22 protein-coding genes and 1 pseudogene are annotated in these 22,499 nt (G+C 61.4%); 13 read left to right on the top strand and 10 right to left on the bottom strand.

Annotation, left to right across the window (positions count from 1 at the left end; genetic code table 11):
- The 3 genes from ABIB54_RS16760 to ABIB54_RS16750 form a co-directional block, all read left to right on the top strand.
- A partial coding sequence (locus tag ABIB54_RS16760) for a hypothetical protein (protein ID WP_354576667.1) occupies window positions 1–209 on the top strand: 209 nt, incomplete at its 5' end.
- A 383-nt stretch (window positions 210–592) separates the two neighbouring features.
- Complete coding sequence (locus tag ABIB54_RS16755; protein ID WP_354576666.1) at window positions 593–907, top strand: PadR family transcriptional regulator; 315 nt, start codon at window positions 593–595, stop codon at window positions 905–907.
- Window positions 907–1,935: a hypothetical protein gene (locus ABIB54_RS16750; RefSeq protein ID WP_354576665.1), complete on the top strand. Its 1,029-nt coding sequence runs from the start codon at window positions 907–909 to the stop codon at window positions 1,933–1,935. Before ABIB54_RS16755 ends, ABIB54_RS16750 begins: the two co-directional genes overlap by 1 nt.
- Before the next feature lie 112 nt (window positions 1,936–2,047).
- Here the strand turns inward: ABIB54_RS16750 and ABIB54_RS16745 are convergent, their stop codons facing one another.
- Window positions 2,048–2,743: a thymidylate synthase gene (locus tag ABIB54_RS16745; RefSeq protein ID WP_354576664.1), complete on the bottom strand. Its 696-nt coding sequence runs from the start codon at window positions 2,741–2,743 to the stop codon at window positions 2,048–2,050.
- Between the two features lie 281 nt (window positions 2,744–3,024).
- On the opposite strand from ABIB54_RS16745, the gene ABIB54_RS16740 reads away from it, so the two are divergent.
- The 3 genes from ABIB54_RS16740 (at window position 3,025) to ABIB54_RS16730 (ending at window position 5,079) form a co-directional block, all read left to right on the top strand.
- Entirely contained in the window at window positions 3,025–3,732 is a 708-nt protein-coding gene (locus ABIB54_RS16740) for a helix-turn-helix transcriptional regulator (protein ID WP_354576663.1), read from the top strand.
- Between the two features lie 76 nt (window positions 3,733–3,808).
- Window positions 3,809–4,192 carry a VOC family protein gene (locus ABIB54_RS16735; protein WP_354576662.1) on the top strand — a complete coding sequence of 128 codons (384 nt, stop codon included), beginning with the start codon at window positions 3,809–3,811 and terminating at the stop codon, window positions 4,190–4,192.
- Window positions 4,193–4,494: 302 nt separating this feature from the next.
- The gene (locus tag ABIB54_RS16730; RefSeq protein ID WP_354576661.1) at window positions 4,495–5,079 is read left to right on the top strand and encodes a dihydrofolate reductase family protein; all 585 of its coding nucleotides are present in this window, start codon (window positions 4,495–4,497) and stop codon (window positions 5,077–5,079) included.
- Window positions 5,080–5,665: 586 nt separating this feature from the next.
- Here ABIB54_RS16730 and ABIB54_RS16725 read toward each other — a convergent pair.
- The 9 genes and pseudogenes from ABIB54_RS16725 to ABIB54_RS16685 all read right to left on the bottom strand — a co-directional run.
- The gene (locus ABIB54_RS16725; protein WP_354576668.1) at window positions 5,666–6,652 is read right to left on the bottom strand and encodes a zinc-dependent alcohol dehydrogenase family protein; all 987 of its coding nucleotides are present in this window, start codon (window positions 6,650–6,652) and stop codon (window positions 5,666–5,668) included.
- Window positions 6,653–6,766: 114 nt separating this feature from the next.
- Window positions 6,767–8,158, bottom strand: coding sequence for an NAD-dependent succinate-semialdehyde dehydrogenase (locus tag ABIB54_RS16720; protein ID WP_354576660.1), 1,392 nt, complete (start codon window positions 8,156–8,158; stop codon window positions 6,767–6,769).
- 255 nt (window positions 8,159–8,413) lie between these two features.
- Window positions 8,414–8,869: a pyridoxamine 5'-phosphate oxidase family protein gene (locus ABIB54_RS16715; protein ID WP_354576659.1), complete on the bottom strand. Its 456-nt coding sequence runs from the start codon at window positions 8,867–8,869 to the stop codon at window positions 8,414–8,416.
- A complete protein-coding gene (gene adhP / locus ABIB54_RS16710; RefSeq protein ID WP_354576658.1) occupies window positions 8,869–9,903 on the bottom strand; it encodes an alcohol dehydrogenase AdhP in 1,035 nt (344 codons plus the stop codon). Before adhP ends, ABIB54_RS16715 begins: the two co-directional genes overlap by 1 nt.
- A gap of 31 nt (window positions 9,904–9,934) precedes the next feature.
- Window positions 9,935–11,356, bottom strand: coding sequence for an NAD(P)(+) transhydrogenase (Re/Si-specific) subunit beta (locus ABIB54_RS16705; RefSeq protein ID WP_116284687.1), 1,422 nt, complete (start codon window positions 11,354–11,356; stop codon window positions 9,935–9,937).
- Window positions 11,353–11,694 (bottom strand): NAD(P) transhydrogenase subunit alpha part 2, encoded by a 342-nt coding sequence (locus ABIB54_RS16700; protein WP_354576657.1) that lies wholly within the window; start codon window positions 11,692–11,694, stop codon window positions 11,353–11,355. Before ABIB54_RS16700 ends, ABIB54_RS16705 begins: the two co-directional genes overlap by 4 nt.
- Window positions 11,694–13,052, bottom strand: coding sequence for an NAD(P) transhydrogenase subunit alpha (locus ABIB54_RS16695; protein WP_354576656.1), 1,359 nt, complete (start codon window positions 13,050–13,052; stop codon window positions 11,694–11,696). Before ABIB54_RS16695 ends, ABIB54_RS16700 begins: the two co-directional genes overlap by 1 nt.
- A 434-nt stretch (window positions 13,053–13,486) precedes the next feature.
- Window positions 13,487–14,673, bottom strand: a protein-coding gene (locus ABIB54_RS16690) for an IS3 family transposase (protein WP_354576655.1) whose coding sequence is annotated in 2 segments (ribosomal slippage) — window positions 13,487–14,392 and window positions 14,395–14,673 — 1,185 coding nt in all. Because the reading frame shifts where the segments join, the coding sequence is not laid out codon by codon here.
- Between the two features lie 35 nt (window positions 14,674–14,708).
- Window positions 14,709–15,020, bottom strand: a pseudogene (locus ABIB54_RS16685) (transposase); the annotation flags it as partial.
- Window positions 15,021–15,903: 883 nt separating this feature from the next.
- On the opposite strand from ABIB54_RS16685, the gene ABIB54_RS16680 reads away from it, so the two are divergent.
- The 7 genes from ABIB54_RS16680 to ABIB54_RS16650 all read left to right on the top strand — a co-directional run bounded on the left by ABIB54_RS16680 (window position 15,904) and on the right by ABIB54_RS16650 (window position 22,367).
- Window positions 15,904–16,290 carry a DUF805 domain-containing protein gene (locus tag ABIB54_RS16680; protein WP_354576654.1) on the top strand — a complete coding sequence of 129 codons (387 nt, stop codon included), beginning with the start codon at window positions 15,904–15,906 and terminating at the stop codon, window positions 16,288–16,290.
- A gap of 14 nt (window positions 16,291–16,304) precedes the next feature.
- Window positions 16,305–17,504, top strand: coding sequence for an Acg family FMN-binding oxidoreductase (locus ABIB54_RS16675; RefSeq protein WP_354576653.1), 1,200 nt, complete (start codon window positions 16,305–16,307; stop codon window positions 17,502–17,504).
- A 26-nt stretch (window positions 17,505–17,530) separates the two neighbouring features.
- Window positions 17,531–17,911 carry a hypothetical protein gene (locus ABIB54_RS16670; protein WP_354576652.1) on the top strand — a complete coding sequence of 127 codons (381 nt, stop codon included), beginning with the start codon at window positions 17,531–17,533 and terminating at the stop codon, window positions 17,909–17,911.
- Complete coding sequence (locus tag ABIB54_RS16665; RefSeq protein ID WP_354576651.1) at window positions 17,908–18,975, top strand: nitroreductase/quinone reductase family protein; 1,068 nt, start codon at window positions 17,908–17,910, stop codon at window positions 18,973–18,975. The genes ABIB54_RS16670 and ABIB54_RS16665 overlap by 4 nt, the downstream gene beginning before the upstream one ends.
- A gap of 62 nt (window positions 18,976–19,037) precedes the next feature.
- Complete coding sequence (locus ABIB54_RS16660) at window positions 19,038–19,439, top strand: nitroreductase family deazaflavin-dependent oxidoreductase (RefSeq protein ID WP_354576650.1); 402 nt, start codon at window positions 19,038–19,040, stop codon at window positions 19,437–19,439.
- Window positions 19,439–20,740: a wax ester/triacylglycerol synthase domain-containing protein gene (locus ABIB54_RS16655; protein ID WP_354576649.1), complete on the top strand. Its 1,302-nt coding sequence runs from the start codon at window positions 19,439–19,441 to the stop codon at window positions 20,738–20,740. The genes ABIB54_RS16660 and ABIB54_RS16655 overlap by 1 nt, the downstream gene beginning before the upstream one ends.
- Before the next feature lie 1,360 nt (window positions 20,741–22,100).
- Window positions 22,101–22,367, top strand: coding sequence for a hypothetical protein (locus tag ABIB54_RS16650; protein WP_354576648.1), 267 nt, complete (start codon window positions 22,101–22,103; stop codon window positions 22,365–22,367).
- Window positions 22,368–22,499 lie beyond the last annotated feature (132 nt).

The raw sequence follows: 22,499 nt of genomic DNA, 5'->3' as shown, positions 1-22,499 counted from the left end.
CGGAACTCGAGTGGGTAGGGCTTGGGCATGGTGACATCCTTCCAGCGGAGACGAATCTCCACAGGTCAGGAGTCAACCAAACCGGGGGCAGTCCCACCGGACGCGTCGCCCGTCTCGACTATCCGACCGATCTCGCGATCGATCACGCCGCTCAGACGCGACACAAGATGGAAGACAGCATCTCGACTCGAGACTATGACGATGTCTGACAGGAATCACCCACTCTGGGAGGACCTGCGTCTGGCCCCCAGCAGAAGCATCATGGTGAGCAAACGGATGCACACCGAGCGAGGGAGACAACGCTTCTTCAGGGCAGGTCGAACCGCGCCACTACCGAACTTGTCGTGTCCTGCCCGAACGAAGGCGCCTCTTCGGGCAGCCGAAAACACCGCCACCTCAAATCCGACTCCAATTCCAACTCCAATTCCAATTCCAACTCCGACTCCGACTCCGACTCCGACTCCGAGAGCATCGTGAATGCCGGCCGCTGATCATCTCCCGCCCGGGCTGGCCTTGTCCTTCCGGAGAGAGTGACGGACGCAGGTTCTGGACAACTCTCGTATTTCTATCTCTATATAGGTAGAGTCAAAACATGAGGGAATTGACTCGGGTTACTCCAGCGACTACTGACGTGCTGCGCGTTCTTGCCGGTTCGGCCGATCCGACCTGGGGGTTGCAGGTGGTCAAACAGAGCGGAAGACCCGCGGGCAGCGTCTATCCGATTCTTGATCGGCTGGAGCGCATGGAATGGGTCTCGTCCGAGTGGGAAATAGATGATTCGCGAACTGGTCCGCGTCGTCGGTTGTATCGGCTCACCGCGGAGGGTGCGCCCGCTGCGGCGGCTGTGATCGCCAAGTCGGATCAGCACCTTGTGTCCGCCAAGTTTCTTGTCGATGGGGCGATCTGATGTCAAAGCTCGCTGAATGGCTCGTTGGGATCGCCGCCGTAGGCCTGCCAAGAGGCAATCGCGCCCGTTACGCCGAGCAATGGGCCGCTGACTTGAGAGATGCCGAGCAGGTTGGCGTGGGTAGGTTCCAGATAGTGGTGGGTGCCTTCGGGGTCACTGCGGGGACTGTTCGCCGAGAAATCTGGGGGCGTGAGTTGAGGGCCACACTCAGCTGGGTTCAGCCGGCCATATTCCTCCTGCTGCTAGCGATCCCCTTGTATTTCGCAGTGGTCCGGGACGATGTCCTCCACTTATTTGGAGGACCAGGTGTTGCCCTCCGTGGAAGCTTCGGAGTGTTCAGCTACCTTATGGGCGGTGGACCTCTCATCTACCTCCTGTTCCCCCTCTATGTCGTATTCATCAGTTGCCTACGTCTTTATAGAGAAGTGCCCACGTCGGAACGGGTCACCGTTCGTCGGGAAAGTTACCTCTTTGCTCGCCTTGCCACTGCTGGCGGTATCAGCTTTGTAGCGTTCGCGTTTTCCACGTTCCTTTTGTTCGTGCTGGCTTTTTATGTCTGGCCTGCGCTCGGAAATCCGTCGGTTGACCCGGGCGTCTATTTCTTGACTCCGGAAACTGCAGTGACCTCGAGCTTCACGGAAAGCACTTACAGCCAACTGTTGGCGTTAGGACCGCTGACATTCGGAATTCTGTACTCGTTCTGGGTTGGGTTCTGCGCGGCAATCTGGACAAGCCTGGCAATGGCGGCCCTGCTGACGGTACGGAATCGGCCCCTCGCCGTTGCCCTTCCCTTCCTGGTATATATCGCCCAATGGGTTGCCGCGTCGCTTCTGGGGAACGTGCGCGCTTCCTTCGCCGCGTCTACATTCCCCTTCGGCTACCAACAGACCTCGATACTCGCTGGCGCAGCTCCCATGCTTGTGCTCACGGCGATCGCGGCCGCCATATGGGCAAAACTTCTTCGGCCAGCTCATAGACCAGACGTGCTCTTCCCATCGGAAAATAACGCGGCAACTCCAGCAACCTAATCGGATAGGAGTCCCTTTCACCCGCGGACGTCCGTAAATGGTTCGGCTTGCGGTCGAGCATGGCGGTCGGCTTCGGTTTGTTTGCGTCCGTCTGGACTGCGAGAAACGACGTCTAGCGGCAGTCGTTGTGATCAGATGATGGTGCGATGTGTTCTGCTGGTCCTCGTCTCGAGGCCTGGTTCAGGGCGTCTGTCATGTAGGCGATGTCGCGCTCGTAGATGTGTGCGGATTTGATGATGAATACGAGTGGGCCGGCCGGGATTTCCAGCCGCGCGGCGACGATGGTCTGTAGTTCGGCCAGCTGCAGTAAGTTGCCGTAACCCTTCGCGCCGAAATCGATACTGTGTGCGTACACGATAAGTTCGAGCAATCCGTTTCGGATCCAGAAATCGAGCATACTCACGCAGGGGATGTAGGTGGTGTCGGTGAGGGGCTCGAATGTCGTGATCGTCGCAGACCGGGACAGCGGATCCTTTCGAAGACGGTCTGTGACCCACTCGAGCTGATCCTTTCCAACCCCTGCGTAGTCGAAGAATCGGCTGGCATAGCTGCGTGCATTCCCCAGTTCCGCAACGCGTGCGCGATCAGTGAAATTTGAGCGCATCCATTGGAGGCGCTCGGGGTCTGCGTATTTCGCAATCACCGAATCGGTCGGGTCGGGCCCTTCCACATCCAAGACGACCCGCTCCAGCTCTGTAATGGGCAGCCCGTCGTACTCTGACGGTGCACCGCCGTCGAGAATCAACTCAGCAACCTGCAACCAGGCCTCACCAATACTTGTGGTTGAGATGGTCTGAAGACGTGTCAAGGGTCACTCCTTCCGGATCCGTGCCTCCTACTAGTCGCGGCCCTTGTCAACCAAGATGTCGCGGATAATGCGATTTCGATAGTACGAGATCGAGCACCAATCCTCGGGGCCAAAACAGCGCGCGAACCGGAATAGGCACTCAGCGTTCCGCTGGGGCACCTTGGAAGTCCGAGTTCGCTTTCGATCAGGTCTCGAGGTGCGTTGTCAGCGTTGCCTGCTCCTTGTCGAGCTAACGGATGCCGGGCGTGGTTGTTCCGCTTGTTGGTATCTAAGGTGGTTCTGTGAATCGCACTGATCGTTTGTACGCGCTGGTGGAGGAGTTGCGGGCGGTAGCGCCGCGACCGAGGAGCGCGCGGTTGCTCGCCATGAAGTTCGATGTCAGCTCCAGAACTATTGAGCGGGACCTCTCAGCATTGCAACAGTCCGGGGTGCCGATCTGGGCAGAACCTGGCCGGACCGGTGGGTACTGCCTCGATCCCGCACGCACGCTCGCACCGCTGGGCTTCACCGTCGACGAGGCGCTTGCCGTCACGATCTCGCTCGGCATGTTGGCCACCAGTCCTTTCCGCGATGCGGCGACGTCCGCGCTGCGAAAAGTGGTGGCTGTGATGGATGACCGAAGCTTGGGTGAGACCGCGGATCTTGCGACCCGAATTCACTTGCTCGAAGACGGCCCCGCAGTAGAGATGCCAATGGAACTTGCCGGTGCTCTTCGCACCAGAAATGTACTCCAAATCGTCTATCGGGACCGCACTGGGATCGAGACTTCCCGGGCGATCGAGCCTCTTGGCTACGTGGGGAAGGGACGTGACTGGTATCTGATTGCCTGGTGTCGGCTCCGTCATGACCTTCGCGCGTTCAAGGGCGAACGGATCAGTGCGGCGGTGTCAACCGGTGAACGATCACCGCAGCGCCCGTTCCGCATCGAGGACCTCGATATTCCGCGTGGCGAATTACGAACCGTGAGTTCCGGCATGCCGGATCGCTAAACACCGACAGGACGGTGTCGCCAAGCAGCGGCAGGATGGTGGTGTCGAGCCAGCGGGGCCGACTGAAGGGAACACCATGGAATTTGCATCCATCCGAATCATCACCAGTGACGTCGACCGACTCACCCACTTCTACGAGGTGCTTACGGCCACAACCGCAGTACGACCAGCAGCGGCCTTCGCAGAAATACGGACCGGAACCATTGTCCTCGCGATTGCCAGCACCACGACGGTAGCGACGCTCGGACAGCATGCACCCGGTCCGGGAGCCAACAACTCGGTGATCATCGAATTTCTTGTCACCGACGTCGACGCGGAGTCCACCCGCCTCAAAGACACACTCGAAAATATTGTGCTCGAGCCGACAACCATGCCGTGGGGGAACCGATCGACCCTGTTCCGCGACCCCGACGGCAACCTGGTAAACCTATTCTCAAAGCCAGCAAACGAGACCCTCTAACTAAACCGCCCGCACATCGTTCCGCTAACGGGCGGAAATATTGGTCCAAAAGTGGTCTTGAACTAGATCCCGCGAGGGCGCGTGAGCGTGCCTGGTGATCGTCCCAGTCCCGGGCGGCAACGGTCGCCCACGGGACAAGACATCTCAGATGTCATCTGCCTTTGCAGAAGACCCCTTTGAGATGCATTTGAAGTGGACACGAGACAGTTCGTTGATGACAATCGCGGCACCTGGGTACCAAGATGATGAATGCCCGTTCGTTTGCGGAGGTAAGACAGTCGCTCAAGAAGAGGAGCACCATCATGACCACCACCTACACCTTCGACATCTTCTCGAGCGTCGACGGCTTCGGCTCGAACAACGGCAACAGCGACTGGGGCGGCTATTGGGGCAAGCAAGGCCCTGAGCTGCTCGAGCACCGTCTGGCCCTGTACAGCGAACCGCAGCGGATGGTCCTCGGCGCCGACACCTACCGGCAGTTCGCGCAGATGCTCGCCGAGAGCACTGATGACTCCGACGTGCGTGATCCGTGGGTGACCGCGATGCGGAACCTGCCGGCCACGGTGGTATCGAGCACGCTGCAGGGACCGCTCGACTGGCCGGACGCAACGCTCGTATCCGGTGACGCCGTGGAGATCGTGACCCGGCTGAAGGAGGAATCGCCGGTACCGTTACGCTCCCACGGTAGCCTCTCGCTGAACCGGGCGCTCATGGCCGCCGGGCTTGTTGACCACGTGCAGATCACCCTCTTCCCCGTGCTCACCGGGCAGACCGGAACCGAGCCTATTTTCTACGGCACGGCCGACTTCGACCTCGACCTGCTCGAAAGTCGAACGCTCGACGGCCGCACGCTCGAGCTCATCTACCGGCCTGCACTGCATCTCTAAATCCGACGGTCGCGCGGCTCCTGCTCCGGCGCCGAGCGGGTGAGCACGTTTTCCGATACTCGTCGGCGGACGCCACCGGGGGAGGTCTGGTGCGAGCGCTCGCGCGATGCAAGCCGCCCTTCACACGCGGAGTGATCGAAGACTGTCGCGCGTTGTCAATGGTCCCGTCGCGTCGAGAGATGGACATGTCGCGCTTGAGAAGTAGTCGCGATAGCTGGACTTCTCTAGCTTCGTTCATCGTTTCGACGCGGGTGAGACAGACATGTCGCATCAATTCCTTCGGCGATTCAGACCTGGCTACGACGGTCCCGAAAGAGGTTCCGCTTGCGGGCACCCAAAATGGCGAAATACGCCCCGGAATCGGCCTCGAGGAACCCGGCGAAATCCCGTCCGGTGATCGTCCCTCTTCCGGACGGAAGCGGGGCCAAAACCCTGTGGGCTCAGCGTCAGCGCGGAACTCAGCGATGAAGTTACGGCGATTCGGCAAGAAGCAGGCTTTCCCTTGCTTTGCCTCGTATCGCCGTGCCGGCGCACTCGAGCGTGGGGTTCAGTGATTGAGAGATGGAGGAGACGTTCGGGCGGGCCATCACATAGTGATGACGAGGGATCCGGATGCTCGGCCGGCCCGCAGATCGGAAAGGGCGGTGTCTACGCTCTCGAACGGGTAGGTGGTGACCGTCGGGGTGAGAGAGAGGTTTTGCGCGAGTTGGAGGAAGGACGTTCCGTCGGCCCGGGTATTTGCAGTGACCGTGCGCAGGTCGCGTTCGTTGAAGAGGTTGTCGCTGTAGTTCATCGCAGGTATGTCAGACATGTGGATTCCGGCCAGAACAACGGTCCCCCCGCGCTGGGTTGCGGCAAGCGCGACCGGCACAAGCCTGCCAGCGGGTGCGAAGATAATCGCTGAATCCAGCTTCACCGGCGGTACTGCGCTTGCACCGCCGACAAAGGCTGCACCGATACTGCGTGCCAAATCTTGGTTGGAGGTCCCTCGAGTCATGGCGTAGATGGTCGCCCCGGCGGCTTGGGCAATTTGGGCGGTGATATGTCCGCTTGATCCGTATCCGTAGATTCCGAGGGTGCCGCCGACGGGCAGAGCGGCACGGGACAGCGCTCGGTATCCGATGATTCCTGCGCACAGCAAGGGTGCTACTTCCGCCGCGTTGGTCGTTTCCGGCAGAAGATAGGCGAACGCTTCGGGCACGGTCGCGTACTCGGCGAAACCTCCGTCGGCATCCCAGCCCGTGTACTGAGAGTCCGGGCAGAGGTTCTCGCGTCCGCTCCTGCACCACAGGCACACCCCACAGGTGCGCCGCAGCCAGGCGATCCCTACTGTGTCACCGACTCGCAGGTGCTGTACACGTTCGCCGAGGGTTGTCACTGTGCCAACAATCTGATGCCCGGGAGTTACGTGGGCCAAGTGGGGCTTCAGCTCCTCGTCGATCACGTGAAGATCTGTCCTGCACACCCCGCACGCTACCACCCGAATCGCGACCTCATCGGGGCCGGGTATAGGTATGGCTTTACGAACCAAACTGATCTGCCCGGGCGCATCGCCTGTTACCCACGCGTTCATCTTCTCCACAAGATTCCTTCGATTCCGTAGCCAAATACTGTGCAGGCGCGAGTTCTCGCACCGATTACTGGCAGGCCAGCCCCAGGGTGATGAGCTGGCCGGCCGAGGTGGAGGTTAGAAGGCTGCGTTGATGTCGACGACGTCGATGACTTTCTTATTGATGAACTCCTGGATACCAAGGTTGGTCAACTCGTGACCGTACCCAGAATGTTTGACCCCTCCGAAAGGGATGTCGGCCTTCACCATCGTCGGATGGTTGACGTACACCATTCCTGTATCGATCTTCCTCGCCACCCTCTCACCGTTTTTGGTGTCCTTGGTGAACACTGACCCGCCGAGGCCGAATGGTGAATCGTTTGCCACGGCGATCGCCTCGGCTTCGTCCTTGACCCTGATCACGATCGCGACCGGTCCGAAGAATTCTTCGTAATAGGACGGATTTTTGGGGCCCATGCCCGTGAGGATTGTGGGCTGAAAGAACGCGCCGACCGACGGCACCGGGTCACCAAGGGTTTCTGCTTTCGCACCGCCGGCGACGGCCTCTGTGACCTGGCCAGCAAGTTTGTCGGCAGCTCCCTGGGATGACATTGGTGCGAGAGTTGTTTTAGGATCCATCGGATCTCCTGTTTTCAACGCGGCAACCCCGGCGCGGAACTTCTCGAGGAACTCATCGAAGACTTCATCTACCACAATGATGCGTTTTGCCGAGACGCAGACCTGCCCGGCGTTCCAGTAACGGCCAAAGACTGCCCAGTCGACTGTTTTGTCTATGTCGGCGTCTTTGAGAACAACAAACGCGTCGGCTCCGCCCAGTTCGAGGGTGCTCTTTTTCACCGCTTTTGCGGCGTATGAGGCAATAATCGAGCCCGCCTCTTCGCTACCGGTGAGAGCGACACCGCGCACGCGTGGGTCGTTGATCACATACTCTGTCAACTCGTGCGGCAGATACAGGTTCTGGAATGCGCCGGCCGGCAGACCGGCTCGTGCGAACAGATCATCGAACATCGCAGCGGCCTGAGGCACATTGCTCGCGTGCTTAAGCAGAATGGTGTTGCCGGCAAGCAGCTGGGGTGCCGCTACGCGCACCACCTGGTAGTAGGGGAAGTTCCAAGGCTCCACGGAAAGGAGCACTCCGAGCGGTTCGCTGACTATTTCCACTTCACCTTCCGCCGCATAGGCGACAGGCACCGTCACTGTCTCTAACAGGCTCCCGCCCTGGTCTGCGTAGTACTGCAGGATGTCGGCTGAGAGATCGACTTCCGCTTCGGCTTCGGCGATTACCTTTCCCATCTCGAGAGTGAGAAGTTCGGCGTAGCGTCGCTTGTCCGCTCGCAACAACTCTGCTGCTTTGGCGAGGAACGCTGTCCGTGTTGAGAAGGCGGTCTCGCGCCACGAAAGGAACGCCTCATGCGCGGCCGCGATGGCAGCCTCGACCTCTTCTTTAGTAGCGTCGGGGAACGTTGCGACGACCTCGTTCGTGTACGGGTTGATGGTTTGATACGTCATTTCGTAGTGCCTTTCTTATCGGTGGAATTGTTATCAGACCGCACAGAGACTGCGTTCGTTGCTGTTAAGGACTCACCTTCGGCGATGATTGGCGGCGTCATTCTTGCGGCCCTGCGTCAGCAGCGGATGGCTGCTTAGCCCTCCAGGGCATGTCGGTGGGCTGCGTTTCTGACATGTCTTCGGGATCGGCTTCAGTCATGAACCAGGCTTTTCGCGTCGGAAAACCGCTGGAACCTTGGGGGCACGTCATGGGTGCTAGATCCTTCCAGTCGGGAGGTGATGCTCGAACTGACGGCCGCGGATATGTTCGGCCACAATGCACACCCAGATTGCCTCCTGGGTGGGGATCCACGGAGGCATGCTGTCGAGCAGCTCAACGCTCAGGGGAGGTTCGTTGGGAAGCACAGACGCACGTCCGCTGACCACTACGCTCCAGGTCCCGTTCTCGACTTCGGCATCCACTTCGAAAGCGACTCGGCGGTTGATCATCAGGTCGCGCAATTTCTCGCCAGCTGCTGTCCGGAACAACACGGTCTGTCGATCGCACACGTAGTTCACCGGATAGATTTCCGGTTGCCCGTCGACGCTGACACCCAGGTGCCCGAGACTCCGTTCACGCAAACGCTCCCAGCTCTCGTCATCGGGAAGCTCCAAGACCGGTCCCTGCGGCGACCACTCTGCCTCCGGCAATGCGGCGGTCAAAGGATTCATCACGTCACCGGGACGACCGCGTGCGCAAACTCGAAGACGAGCCTTGCCGGAACGTCGCCCGAGAGGACCTCCGCCATGGCGGCGTTGACGTCATCGAGCTCGCGCGTCTGGGCGACTACTCGGGTCTTTCCTGCCGCGTGGAGGGCGAAAACCTCCGTCAAGTCCTGACGGGTTCCGACGATCGAGCCGATGATCGAGATGCCTTTGATGACGGTGTCGAAAATCGGAATCTCCATTGCACCGGTCGCCGGCATGGCGACGCAGACCAGTCGTCCACCGCGTCGTAGTGAGGCGAAAGCCTGCGCGAATACCTTCGCCGATGGTGCGAGAACGAGCGCTACATCGAGACCGCCGAGCTTCTGGATCTCGACCACCGGATCCGAGGTCGCCGCATTCACGACATGACTGGCGCCGAGTTCGGTCGCGAGGTCGAGCTTCTCCTGCTCGATGTCAATTCCAACAACGAGGCCGCCCATAATGCTCGCGTACTGCACGCCGAGGTGGCCGAGCCCGCCGATCCCGAACACGCCGACGAGTTCAGTCGGCGTGATGTGGGCAACTTTGAGGGCTTTGTAGGTGGTCAGTCCCGCGCAACTGAGCGGGGAGGCATCAAACGAGCTGATGCCGTCGGGTACGGGAACGACATACTTCGCACTGGCGACCGCGTACTCCGCAAATGCGCCGTCCATCGAGTAGCCGCTGTCTTGCTGCTTCTCACACAGGGTCTCGCGGCCGTCGATGCAGTAGCGGCATTCTCCGCAGGCCGAGCCGAGCCAGGCGATCGCGACCCGTTCGCCGACGGTCCGATCGGTGACGTCGGCACCGAGCTTCTCGATGATTCCTACGCCCTCGTGGCCAGGAATCAGCGGCAGGGTCGGCTTGACCGGCCAGTCTCCGTGCGCGGCGTGAATGTCGGTGTGGCAGAGACCGCAGGTCTCCATCCGGATGAGCACCTGGCCTGCTGCTGGTTCGGGGATGTCCCGCTCCTGGATCTCGAGTGGGGATCCGAATGTGGTGACGACTGCTGCCTTCATGGTGTGCCTTTCGTGGAGAGAGATGGTGGGATCAGGCGGGGACGTACTCTTTGACCGCCGCCGTGATATCGGCGAGGCCTTTCTTGGCATCCGCGAAGAACATGCCGGTCTTCGGGTCGGTGAACAGCGGGTTACTGATCCCGGAGTAGCCAGGCCGCATCGAGCGCTTCAGGATGACGACCGACTTGGCATGGTCGACGTCGAGAATCGGCATGCCCGAGACCGGATTGCCCGGCTTCCGGGCATCCGGGTTGTAGACGTCGTTGGCGCCGACCACCAGGGCGACGTCGCAGTTGTCGAAAGCCACGTTGGCGGCATCCAACTGCAGCATCTGCTCGTAGGGCACGTTCGCCTCCGCGAGCAGCACGTTCATCTGACCCGGCATGCGGCCGGCCACCGGATGGATGGCGTACTTCACGTCGATCCCGTGCGCCATCAGCAACTTGGCCAGCTCGGCGACCTCGTGCTGCGCCTGGGCGGCCGCGAGCCCGTAGCCGGGGACGATCATCACGTGCTGGGCGTATGCCAGCTGCACGGCAACATCGTCGGCGGTGAGTTCGTGCACATCGGCGAGATCCTGAGCATCCGCCGGCGCGGACGACGTCGAGTCGCCCGTGCCGAAACCGCCGAGCACGATGGCCAGCACCGAGCGGTTCATGGCCTTCGCCATCTGCAGGGTCAGGATGGTGCCCGCCGCCCCCACGAGGGCACCGGCGATGATCAGCGCCTGGTTGTTGATCGCGAACCCGGCCATTGCGACGGCGAGGCCGGTGAAGGCGTTCAACAACGACACGATCACCGGAGCGTCAGCCCCGCCGATCGGCAGCACCATGAGCACGCCGAACAGGAGCGACGCAACCAGCACGACCACGAGGAACAGAATGTTGTCCCCGATGACGATCGCGAAGACCCCCGCCGCGAGGGCAACTCCGATGGCCACGACGTTGACGATCCGCGCGCCGGGGAAGGTGATCGGACTGCCCGAAATGATGCCCTGCAGCTTGCCCGCGGCGATCAGCGAACCCGAGAACGTGACCGAACCGATGACGACGTCGAGCACGATCGGAATGGACGACGTGAGATCCAATCGCGCACCGCTCGTATGCAGCACGAAGTCGGCGAAGGCGACCGCCGCCGCCGCTCCACCACCCACCGCGTTGAAGATGCTGACCAGCTGTGGGATGTCGGTCATCTTGACCGTGCGGGCGCGGATGATCCCGAATGCCGCACCACCCGCGGCACCGAGCACGAGCGCGAGCCAGCCGATCCAGCTCCCCCCGGAGTTGATCAGCGAGAACACGATCGTCGCCGCGACGGCGATGACCATCCCGCCCGCCGAGATGAGGTTGCCGCGGCGAGCGGTCGAGGGCAGGCGCATGAGATGCAGCCCGACAACGAAGAGCGTCGCGGCGGCGAGGTAGATCACGCCGATGACGAAGGCGAAGAGGGTCATGAGGGGTCCTTGGAGTTAGTGGCGACAGGCGCTGCCGGTGCGGTCACCGCGGGAGCGGGGGCGTGCCGGGTGAACATCTGGAGCATCCGGTCGGTGACGACGTACCCGCCGAACACGTTGGCGGCCGCGAGAGCTGCGGCGACGAAAGTGAGCACATATCCGAGCGGGCTGTTCGCGACCGAGGCGGTCGCGACGGCACCGGCGATGACGACGCCGTGGATCGCGTTCGACCCCGACATCATCGGGGTGTGCAGTGTCGAGGGGATCTTGCCGATCACCTCGACGCCGACGAGCAGGCTGAGGACGAAGATTGCAAGGTTGCTGTACAGGGCTTCCATCAGGCGGCCTTCTTCGTGGTGTCGTCGGGAACGGATGACGTGGGTGCGTTGGATGCTGGGGCGTCGGCTTTAGGAGCATCAGCTGTGGGGGCGCTGACCTTTGTCGCATCGGGTAACGCGTCGAGCTTCAGCACCTTGCGCATCGCCGCGTTAGTGACTTCGCCGTCGTGACCGACGACGATGCCCTGGTGAACCTCATCTGTCGGGTCGATCACGATCTCGCCTTCCGGGGCGAGCGAATCGAGAACGGCAACCACGTTGCGTGCATACATTTGCGAAGCTGAGGCGGGCAGATCGGCCGCGAGCTCGCCACATCCGACGAGCGTGACGCCGCCCTTCGTGACCGTGGTCTTACCTTCCGCGGAGCCAGCGACGTTGCCGCCGAGCGAACTGGAGCCGAGATCAATGCAGACCGAGCCCGCTCGGAGGGTCTTCAATGTGGCGGCGGAGACGAGTTCCGGCGGGGCATGACCTGGCACCTTCGCGGTCGTGATGATGACATCGAAGTCGGCGAGTGCGTCGTCAAGTTCTTTCTGCTGGGTGGCTTTCTCGTTATCGGTCATGACACGTGCGTAGCCGCCAGCGCCTGAGCCTTTGGCGACCGAGCTGGTCAGGAACTTCGCCCCCAGCGATTCGACCTCTTGGCGCGAAGCGTCGCGGATGTCATAGCCAGTGACGACCGCCCCTAAACGCCGGGCAGTGGCGATCGCTTGCAGACCGGCGACGCCCGCGCCGATCACAATGACCTTGGCTGGGGTCGCCGTTCCAGATGCCGTAATCATCATCGGCAGATACCGACCGAAAACATTCGCGGCCACGATCGCAGCACGGTAGCCAGCCGCGCTCGACTGGGAACTCAGCGCATCCATCGACTGCGCCCGGCTGAGCGTGCGCGGGACGAACTCGAATGCGATGGTGGTAACCCCGCGTTTGGTGAGCTCGCGGATCATGTCGGGTCGGTTGAGAGGATTGAGCAGGCCAACCACGGCCTGATCCTTCGTGAGGGCTGCGACGAGCTTGTCGTCAGGTGTACGGACAACCGCAATGACCTGGGAGTGTTTGAGAATGCTTGCGCGGGTCTGGATGGTAGCTCCGGCAGTTGTGTACGCCTCATCGGTGAAACTCGCGGCTTCGCCAGCACCGGACTCGATGTGCACGGTACGGCCAGCCTTGACGAGCTTGGCGACCGCTCCAGGATCAAGGGCGACCCGGTGCTCGCCTTCTTCAGTTTCGGTGAGAACACCGACACGAAGTGCCGAGGGCGACGGAGTGGCTGTTGCAGCCATGACAATCCTCTGTTCGGAGCGAATAAATTCGCCGCCGAGGACTGGAGCAACAGGGATTACTTTACGCTTCAAGCCACAGAATTTCGTACGCCTGTGACTATTGCCAGAAAGGACCTTCGGCCCTTCCATTTGGATTGCTGCCGGCCATCCCGCGAATGAGCCCTTTCGGCATCAGCCACTTAGTCATTCAGGTATTGCGCCCGACGTGCGTGAGTCTTTTCACCACGAACATCGACTGCTGCGCTGTGGACGGCGAATGATGATGTCGCCCCGATAGATGGTGGTTTGTCCGCGAATGTGCACATCTTCTGACCTGCCGCCCGCCCTCAGATAGTTTTCTGGTTCCGCCGCGCTTTTCGCGGAGATTGTTTTTGGTGCGCAGGGACGGGCTGCCGTGCCTGGCTCCCACCAACGTTTTCTGGCGTTCAGTTTGCGCCGTATCGCATCGTGGAGTGTGGTCGCCCGGGACTGCCCAGAGTTTTGTTGACACTCGGGGTTTGTGATTCTTACGCCGCGTTTGCGGCTGCGTATATTGTCTCAAACGCGACCGGGGTGAGCTTGCCGAGGCGTCGTTGACGGCGGCGTCGGTTGTACTTGGTCTCGATCCAGGTCACGATCGCGAGGCGCAACTCGTCGTGGGTTTCCCATCGCTGGGTGTCCAGGACGTTCTTCTGCAGCAGGCTGAAGAAACTCTCCATGGCGGCGTTGTCGCCCGAAGATCCAACTCGGCCCATCGAGCCCCGCAGGCCGTTGTTCTTCAGCAGCCGCTGGACCTTCTTGGAACGAAATTGCGAGCCACGATCCGAATGGCAGATCGTGCCGTGCGGTGACCTCTGCACGATCGCGTTGCGGATCGCCGACACGGCCAGTGAGGACTTCATCCTCGAGTCGATCGAGTAACCCACGATCCGCCCAGAGCAGCAGTCCTTGACCGCACACAGATACAGCTTCCCCTCACCGGTCGGATGCTCGGAGATATCGGTCAGCCACTTCTGATCCGGCCCGGTGGCGGTGAAGTCGTGACGTGTCACGCCGTGCTCGTCGACGAACGCGAGGAGGTCGTCGTGGACCGGCGGGCCGGGCTTGCTGGCCTTGGCGCGACGGCGGTGGTGCGAGGCGAACACACCTGCCGCCTGGCATAGCCGCCAGACCCGGTTCTCCGACGCCGTGATGCCCACGTCGCCGAGCTCGTCGGTCAAGAACCGGTAGCCCAACGTCGGGTCGTCCTCGTGAATCTCACGCAACACGTTGATCGCGTGCGCGTCGTCCCAGTCCCGCTGCGACACCGGCTCGACGAGCCACTGGTAGTACGCCTGTCTGCTGAGTTTCAGAACCCTGCACGCCACCGCGACCGGCACCCTGATTCGAGTGCCGGCCGTGGCCATCTCACGGACGAGCGGGAAGACTATTTTCCCGGCAGGTTCGCCTGCGACAGATACGCGGCAGCCCGACGCAGGACCTCGTTCTCCTGCTCCAGCAACCGGACTCGCTTCTTGACCTCCCGCAGCTCAGCTGACTGCTGATCGGTCAGGCCAGGGCGGTTCCCGGCCTGGACGTCGGCCTTCTTCAACCAGTTCGACAAGCAACCCTCGGAGATTCCGAAGTCCTTCTCGATCTGTTTCAACGGAGCCTCACGCTTGCGGGCAACAGCCACGACATCGTCGCGGAACTCCTTCGGATACGGCTTGGGCATGATGAACATCCTTCCAGCGAGGAAATCCTCACAGGTCAGGTGTCAAGCAAACCCTGGGCAGTCCCTGTTGCCACCTCCTCGAACGTTGAGGTCGGGTCGTTCATGGTCTTCAGCTCGAGCATGGAGGACTCGGAGAAGTAGCGCCGGTCGCCGGCCTCCCACTCGTCGTGTTGCTCGACCAGGACCGCCCCAGCGAGGCGAAGCAGAGCGGCGGGGTTGGGGAAGACACCGACGACGTCGGTGCGGCGTTTGATCTCCTTGTTCACCCGTTCCAGCGGGTTCGTTGACCAGATCTGCCGCCAATGCCGTTGCGGGAACTCGGCGAATGCGAGGAGGGCCTTGCGGGCACCCTCGAGTTCGAAAGTGCTCTTAATCCCAAATCGGTGTTGGTGGTGTCTTTGTGAGTGTCGCTGAGTAAGCAACGAATAAAACCTGACTTGGGGAGTGGAGAGCGTCCCAATGGTCGGGATGTTCTGGCTCGCAGACCAGAGGAGTTTTGACTCGATCAGTTTTTTTCTTGGGACGAGTGTCAAGCCCCGCCCCACAAGGCAACCGCCGCAGGAATGTCAGCGGGCGTCACTTGACGAATCTGCACACCCATTAGCCTTTCAGAGTTGGAAACCACCACCACGCCCCGCGGGGTTCGGGCCCGGTGCAGGATATTTCCCGGATGAGGTTCCCCTGCGGGCACCCCTCCAAGCGGAAAAACACGCTCAATTCGATTTCCGGTGGGGGTGCCAAATTCAGCCCGGTAAAGGTCCGGCTTACGGGCACCGTCAGAAAGTTCGGCCCCGGGCGGGCTGGGGGTACCCGGCGATTGTCCAACGGATGGCGCTAACGGGCGGTACTACTTGTCGACGCGTATCTTGTCCCGTACCGCGCGGGGCATCTCGTGCTCGTATCGTTTTCGCAGTACTGGTACTCAGCACGGACGTGCTCACCGATGTCCTTGTGCCACACGCCTTGAATCACCTGCGGTGGATGAATGTCCAATATTATCGCGGCGGATCCAACGGACGCTGCCCGAGCGAGAACGGCCCGAAATATTCGACTTATCTCGAGTCGACACAGATGGTAACCGCCGGGCAAGGACACCACTCGGGCCTGAACTTGGCCTAATTCACTCGACTCAGTTGTTGAGCAGGTTGCTCGGGACCTTTGGCACTGGGAACGTGGGCCGACCGGACGCACTCTTGGAAGATCGTCATCCCCTCGAGAAGGAACGCTCCCATGAACATGCGTCAGGCCGTCCGCGCGGTTCTGCGCAAGTATGCCGACTTTACTGGTGCTGCGGGCAGGCCGGAATTTTGGTGGTTCTCTTTGTTTAGTGTGATCGCGCATCTTGCGTTGAATGCGCTGAATATATTCACCGATCAGGGGACCGTGTACCTTGGCGCGAGTCTTTCTGGCGCATTCGGGTTGGTGGTTCTTGTTCCGACGCTGGCCGTGACGGTGCGTCGCCTGCGCGATGTTGGCCGCACCTGGGCCGAGCTGTTCTGGCTGCTGCTGCCTATCGCGGGTGTCATCGTGCTGATCGTCCATCTGGCGGAACCGACTCGGCAGCCTGTGCCGGGTTCGGCGCAGGTCGTCTCGCCGACGCCCGTCCCGAGCACCTGAGGAGCGACGTCGTCATGAACAAGCACCGTGGCCGGCGAATCGCGTGGATCACTGTCGGGTCGGTGGTCGGGGTGCTCGCCTTGGGTCTCGGTGCGATCTTGACGGTCGGGGGTATTTTCGTACCGGCGACCTACCTCAAACCGTGGAGTGCTGGCTACTACCAGCAGTTCAAGGACGTGAGAATGAGAGTCGTGGCTCACGCTGTGCTGGCCCCGAGCGGACACAATATGCAGCCGTGGACCGTTCAGCTCGACACGACAGACCCGGATGTCCTCTACCTCTACACCGATCCGACCCGGCTGACTTCGGCAGTCGATCCGTTGGCGCGGCAGACGATGGTCTCGCAGGGCACTTTCCTCGCCTACCTTCAGGTGGCAGCGGAGCACCTCGGGTATTCGGCGTCGTTTGATCTCTTTCCGAACGGGACCTACGACGAAACCAATCTGAAGACATCGATGAGCGAACATCCGGTTGCGCGCATCACCTTGGCGAAGGACCCGTCCACGAAGACCGACGACTACGCATCGTTGTTCTTGTCTGACACCAATCGCTCCCCATACTCCGACGCGCCTCTCACCTCGGCTCAGACGAGTGCGCTGACCTCAGTCGGTGACGCATCGACTGCACGCCTGTCGATACTCAGTGACAAGTCGGATATGAAGACCCTCGGCGAGTTCGGAATCCAGGGCACTCTGATCGAAACTAAGAACATCGCCGCCACCTCGGAAAGCGATGCTGTCTTCCACGGCACTGAGCAGGCTAAGAACACTGCGCGCTCCGGATTTGCCGTTGAGGGTCAAGGAACCAGCGGGTTTATGAAGTACTTCCTCCAGGGGCTGATCACGATCGATCCCGCGTTGAACGATGACGCGACCGGTGCGAAGAACGCCATAGCCCTCACCGCAGCCGGGGTGGCTCACACTGCTGCCTATGCGCTGATCAGCACTCCGGGAAACAGCCGTGCAGAGCAAGTCCAGGCAGGCATCCTGTATGCCCAGTTCTGTCTCCACGCGCGCACGCTCGGGCTGGTGATGCAACCCCTCAGCCAGGTGCTTCAGGAGTACCCCACGATGGCGGGGCCATACGCCGCAATCCATTCCGAGTACGCCCCCGAGGGGCAAACCATCCAGATGCTCGTGCGCATGGGTACTGCAACCGTCGACTATCCGGTTTCGATGAGACGAGATGCGAAAGACCTGGTTCACGCACCATGATCCTGTGGGCTCGACCCGTCCTTGTCGTGGTGCTTTATTTTGGCACGATCTCAGCCGTGGCGGGCGGGTTTTTGGGGGTCGTTGCTAATGGTGCCGGAGTTCCGCTCGAGTACCTACAGGGCACTCCGTTCACCTCCTATGTGGTCCCCGGTTTGGTCCTCGGCGTCCTGGTCGGCGGCACCCAGGGGTTTGCTGCGATCACCACCCAGCGACAGAACCGTTATGGCCACGTCGCAACTGCGGTCGCGGGTCTCGGCATGATCCTCTGGATCTTCGTCGAACTGGCGATCACCGGGTACTCCTGGTTGCAGGCCATGTACCTCGCGCTCGGAATCATAGAACTGCTGCTCGTTCTGGTGATACTGGGTGTTCTGAGCCCTGCGACGCGAAGATTCCCGTCACGATGACCCGCCTGACGAAGGTCAGCCCGGTGAAGCATCCCGGTGTTTTTCCGTTGGGGTGGTGGATCGCCGTCTGCGCGGTGGCCGAAGCAATCGGGATGTCCGCAGCGGCCGCCGCCGCGCGCGCTCCGGAATTCGTTGTAGGGGTCGCTGGCAGCGCAAGCGGTATCCTCGGCCTCCTTCTGATTGTCGGCGGCGGACTGATCGAGGGGGTGGCCCTGGGAGGGCTGCAGTCCATTGCGCTAAAGCGGTGGCTACCCGGGCTCAGCCGGCTTCGGTGGATTGTCCTGACCGTGCTCGTTGCCGGGCTGGGATGGGCTGCCGCATCGACACCCAGCCAGCTGTCTTCCGTCACCGACGACTCGACTCCGATGATCGTACTGATCGTCGTCGGCGCGGCCGCACTGGGGACCGTCATGGGAGCCGTCCTCGGGGCGGTGCAAGCCGGTGGATTCGTACCACTGGTCAGTCATCCGTGGCGATGGATCGGAATAAGCGCCCTCGCCTGGGCGCCGACGATGACGATCATCTTCCTCGGCGCGACAACACCCGGACCCGATTGGAAATACCCCCTGGTGATCATGTCGGGAACCGCAACCGGTGTCGTGGCCGGGGCCGTCCTGGGACTGGTCAGCGGGCTACTCGCTCCGTCGCTCGACGGTCAGTCAACAGCCAACCGCCTTGTCGCACTGCTTCTCTCCTCGCCTGCACGCACTGTTCTATCCAAGTCCCTGGTGCTTTTGCGAATACGGGGGCACGTCACGGGAAATCAATTCGAACTGCCTGTCCAACTCGCGAGAACTTCGAACGGCCTGATCGTGGTCCCGGGGCATCCGGAACGCAAGAAATGGTGGCGTAACCTCAGGCGTCCCAGCGCCATCGAAGTTCTCATTGACGGGGCTTGGCAACCCGCCACCGCGGTAGTAACCGACACTTCAGAGGCTCGATACCCCACCCTGATCGCAGAATACCGTCAACGCTGGCACGTACCAGTCGCGAAGGGCACGCCGCTGGTTCTCGTCACCTTCGAGCACACCCAGCCAGGAGTCGAATCCGTGACGGCGGCATGATCCGCGATCAATCCCGACGGCGGATGTACGCCGGCGGAAGGCCCAATCGAACCGCACGATTCTTGAACGATCTCAGCGCGAAGATGTTCTCACTCGGGCTCAGTCCGCACTGGGCTGTGACTCTCGAAACCGTCAACCCCACATCCGGTACGGCTCTTATTCTTCCGCTGGTGATTGCCAATTTCGACCACCGCGAATTTCTGGTGTCGATGCTCGGCCAACGCTCACGGTGGGTCCGCAATATCCGAGCCGCCGGAGGGCACGCCATCGTCCACGCGGGCCGCAGACGACCGGTACTTCTCACCGAGATCGCTGCGGAAGATCGCGCCCCAATTCTTAAGGCCTACCTGGACCAAGCCCCTGGTGCTCGCGCGCACGTTCCGGTCGACCGCCGTGAACCGGTCGCGCAATTCGAGCGGATTGCCGCGGACTATCCGGTATTCGAAATCAGGTACCTGCGCTGATGGCACGCGTCGATAGGGTCAGCTCCGACGACCTCATGTCGCTGGCGACCGATCGAGGGACCGTGCCTATGCAGGTCGGCGCCGCCCTCATCCTGGACACTCGGGCAGGGTGTGATCCCGCTGACCTGATCGCTGCGATCGGCCGGCGGGTGCCTGCGGTCCCGCGGTTGCGGCAACGTCTAGTGCGTCCGGGCATCCTGTTCGGTCGACAGGTCTGGGTAGACGATCCCCGCTTCAAAATAGAAGACCATGTGGCTGTTGTTTCGCGTCCAACCGCTGGGGGAATGGGCGGGCTGCTGGAGATCGCGTCGGAATTGCTGTCCACTCGACTGCCGAGCGACCGCCCGCTGTGGACTGCCCTCATAGTGCCCGAACTGGACGACGGTCGCACCGGGTTGGTGATCGTGTTCCATCATGTTGTCGCTGACGGCATTGCCGGTCTGGCGATCCTGTCCGCGCTAGCCGACGGGAACCCTAAAACTCCGAACCCGATCTTTCCGCACGCTGCACCGAGCCGCACCGAACTCGCGAAAGACGCTGCGCTTGAAGCACTGGGCGTGATCCGACGACTGCCACAGGAGATCGTCCGGCTTGGGCAGGCTCTCGGGCAACTGGGTCCCTCGCTTCGCACCCACGCGTCGAGATCCTCGCTAAATAAGCCCATCAAGGGACGTCAACGTTTCACGGTAGTGACCTGCGACCTTGCCGCAATTCAGGAGGTGGGGCATGCCAACCGCGCCACCGTAAACGACGTCGTACTCAGCGCGATCACGGGAGCGCTGAGGCACTTACTACTTCAGCGCGGCGAGGATATGAACGAGTTTGTGATCTCAATCCCTTTCTCCTCCCGTCGGGCAGCGGGAGCAGGATCTCTCGGTAACCAGACTGGAGCAGTGCCGATTCGCCTTCCGGCCACCGGTGCGCCGCTGGATCGGCTGGCAGCGGTGGCGACAATCACGCGAGCGGAGAAGCTGTCCACCCGCGGTGCTTCAGCGGCCATTCTCGGGCCTCTGTTTCGAGCTCTCGCGCGAGTGGGCCTCTTCCAACATTTCGTCGACCATCAGCGTGTGGTGCAGACCTTCGTCACAAATGTGCGGGGGCCGGCGACCGCGTTGACCTTCGGCGGGTTCCTAGTTAGGGACATTGTGCCGCTCACTGTTGCCGCCGGAAACGTCACCGTGTCCTTTGCCGTCCTGTCTTACGCCGGTCGACTCACGATAACCATCGTCTCCGACCCCAAAACTTGCCCGGACCTTCCGGTACTTCGAGCCGCGCTGTCTCGCGAACTCGACGCCCTCTAGTAAGGGGACCTCCGGAACCACAAGGGCCGGACTTTTCGGCACCTCTGTTGCGCCAACGGTGCGCAGCAGGACGACCAGAACCGTCGCGAGAGCCACAGCCAGAAGGCCAATCACACCAAGCATCCCGGCACTGGCAGCGACCGAATGCTGGACAAATGGCGTGATGAGAATGGGCAGGCAGGTCAGGAGGAGGAAGACGAAGAATGCGGGGGCCGCCGGATAGGCGAAGTGTGTTCCACGAAAAAGACCGATGCCGGTAAGTACTGCGGCGGGTAGAAAGAACACGTAGTCGAGAATGTGGACCGGGTTGGTAGGCAGCGCCAGGTCCACCACGCTTTTGGGAGTCGAGCCGCTGAGCAGCGCCGGGATGTCCTCGGACAGCCACAGCAGAGCGAACAGTCCGGCGACCACGAGCAGGAACCAGGCCGATGTGGCTACCGTGCGAGGGCGCGCAAACCGTGCGCTCACGTCTTTCGCGTCCACAGCCTGAAGTCCTCCGATCAGCGAGAACAGGGCGAGTCCGAGGACCACAACCCAGAGAGGGAACATCGGGCCAAATGGTATCGCGAACGTGTAGATCACGTAGTTGTAGAAAGTGAAGGCCACCGCCCCGAGCCAGACTAGGTAGGCACGAAGAGACCCGCGTAGCGCCAACACCGCGGCCACGAGCAGCAGGGGCGCGATAGCCAAGTTGGCCAAGTCCTGCGCAAGCGCCTGGGCGAGGAACACTGCAGTCAAATTCTCGTACACCCGGGTATCAAGGAGAGAAACTATGCTCCCCGCAAAGGCGAACCCCCCGGCCCCCATGGACAGCCGAACCCACTGCGGAGACCGCAACCACCCATGCTCAGTCCCGGGGTCGTTCAACAACCCGATTTTGCTGTCCGTCTGAGTCATGGGATCTCCTCCACCGTCGCCGAGCTGCGTGGGATGTCGCACACTCCACCTTCCAGCGTCGTCACCGTCGTTGTCGAGTGCCAAAGGTCCTACGACGGTGCCAGGAAGATTGAGAGGTCAGAATGAGGCGAGCGACACTCATTGGCCAGCTGGCCGAACCGCAAGGGGAATGCGGGCACAGGCTTTCGCTGTGAGGAACACGAGCTTGCCAGACCGGAGAAACCGGGCATCGCTAAACGGGCAGGGTTCACAGGTTCTGGCACCTGGTTCCGCCGCCCGTGACATTCAGGGCTCTGTTGCCAATAGTTCAGGAGCACCTTCGAGCGTGTTCACCGTCGGAGTACCGGTTCATCGCAGAGAATCACCAACGTCAGGAAAGGCGCGTACACACCCCTCTCGGGGGGAACTCTGCGCGGTTAGAATTTAATCAGCTTGGTCGGAGGCTCCCCGTGAAGGATCATAAATGGTCTGGCATCCTGTGCTCGCGACCGTTGAGGGTCCTCCCGGACGCTTCACCCTCCTCGACGGTCAGGGACAGCCTGTTGCGGAGAAGGTTCTGGTTCGCCGCGGCGCAGAATGCGGGTATCGTGCCGTCATCCTTTCGGCAGGGGGAAGCGAGGCAGCAATCGTCGGCTATTTCACTGCGCTGCTACCGGCCGTCAAGGCCGCGCACCTTCGAGTGATCAGCTCCCACCCGCCCCAAGGCGGCCCCATCGCCCATTGGGACTGACTGACGCGGAAACCTGCTGATCAGGGCGACAGGCCCAGCGGGGTCTGTCAGATTTCTTGTGTAACTGGTCATCGGCTAGTTGAGTCCTAGGCGGTCGCCGTAGGTCATTGCGAGGGTGTTAAGAATAGCTTT

Source organism: Frigoribacterium sp. UYMn621, assembly GCF_040549525.1.
Taxonomy (GTDB): Bacteria; Actinomycetota; Actinomycetes; order Actinomycetales; family Microbacteriaceae; genus Lacisediminihabitans.
Note: the sequence above shows the minus strand (reverse complement) of the source record. Positions and strands in the feature narration are given on the sequence as shown.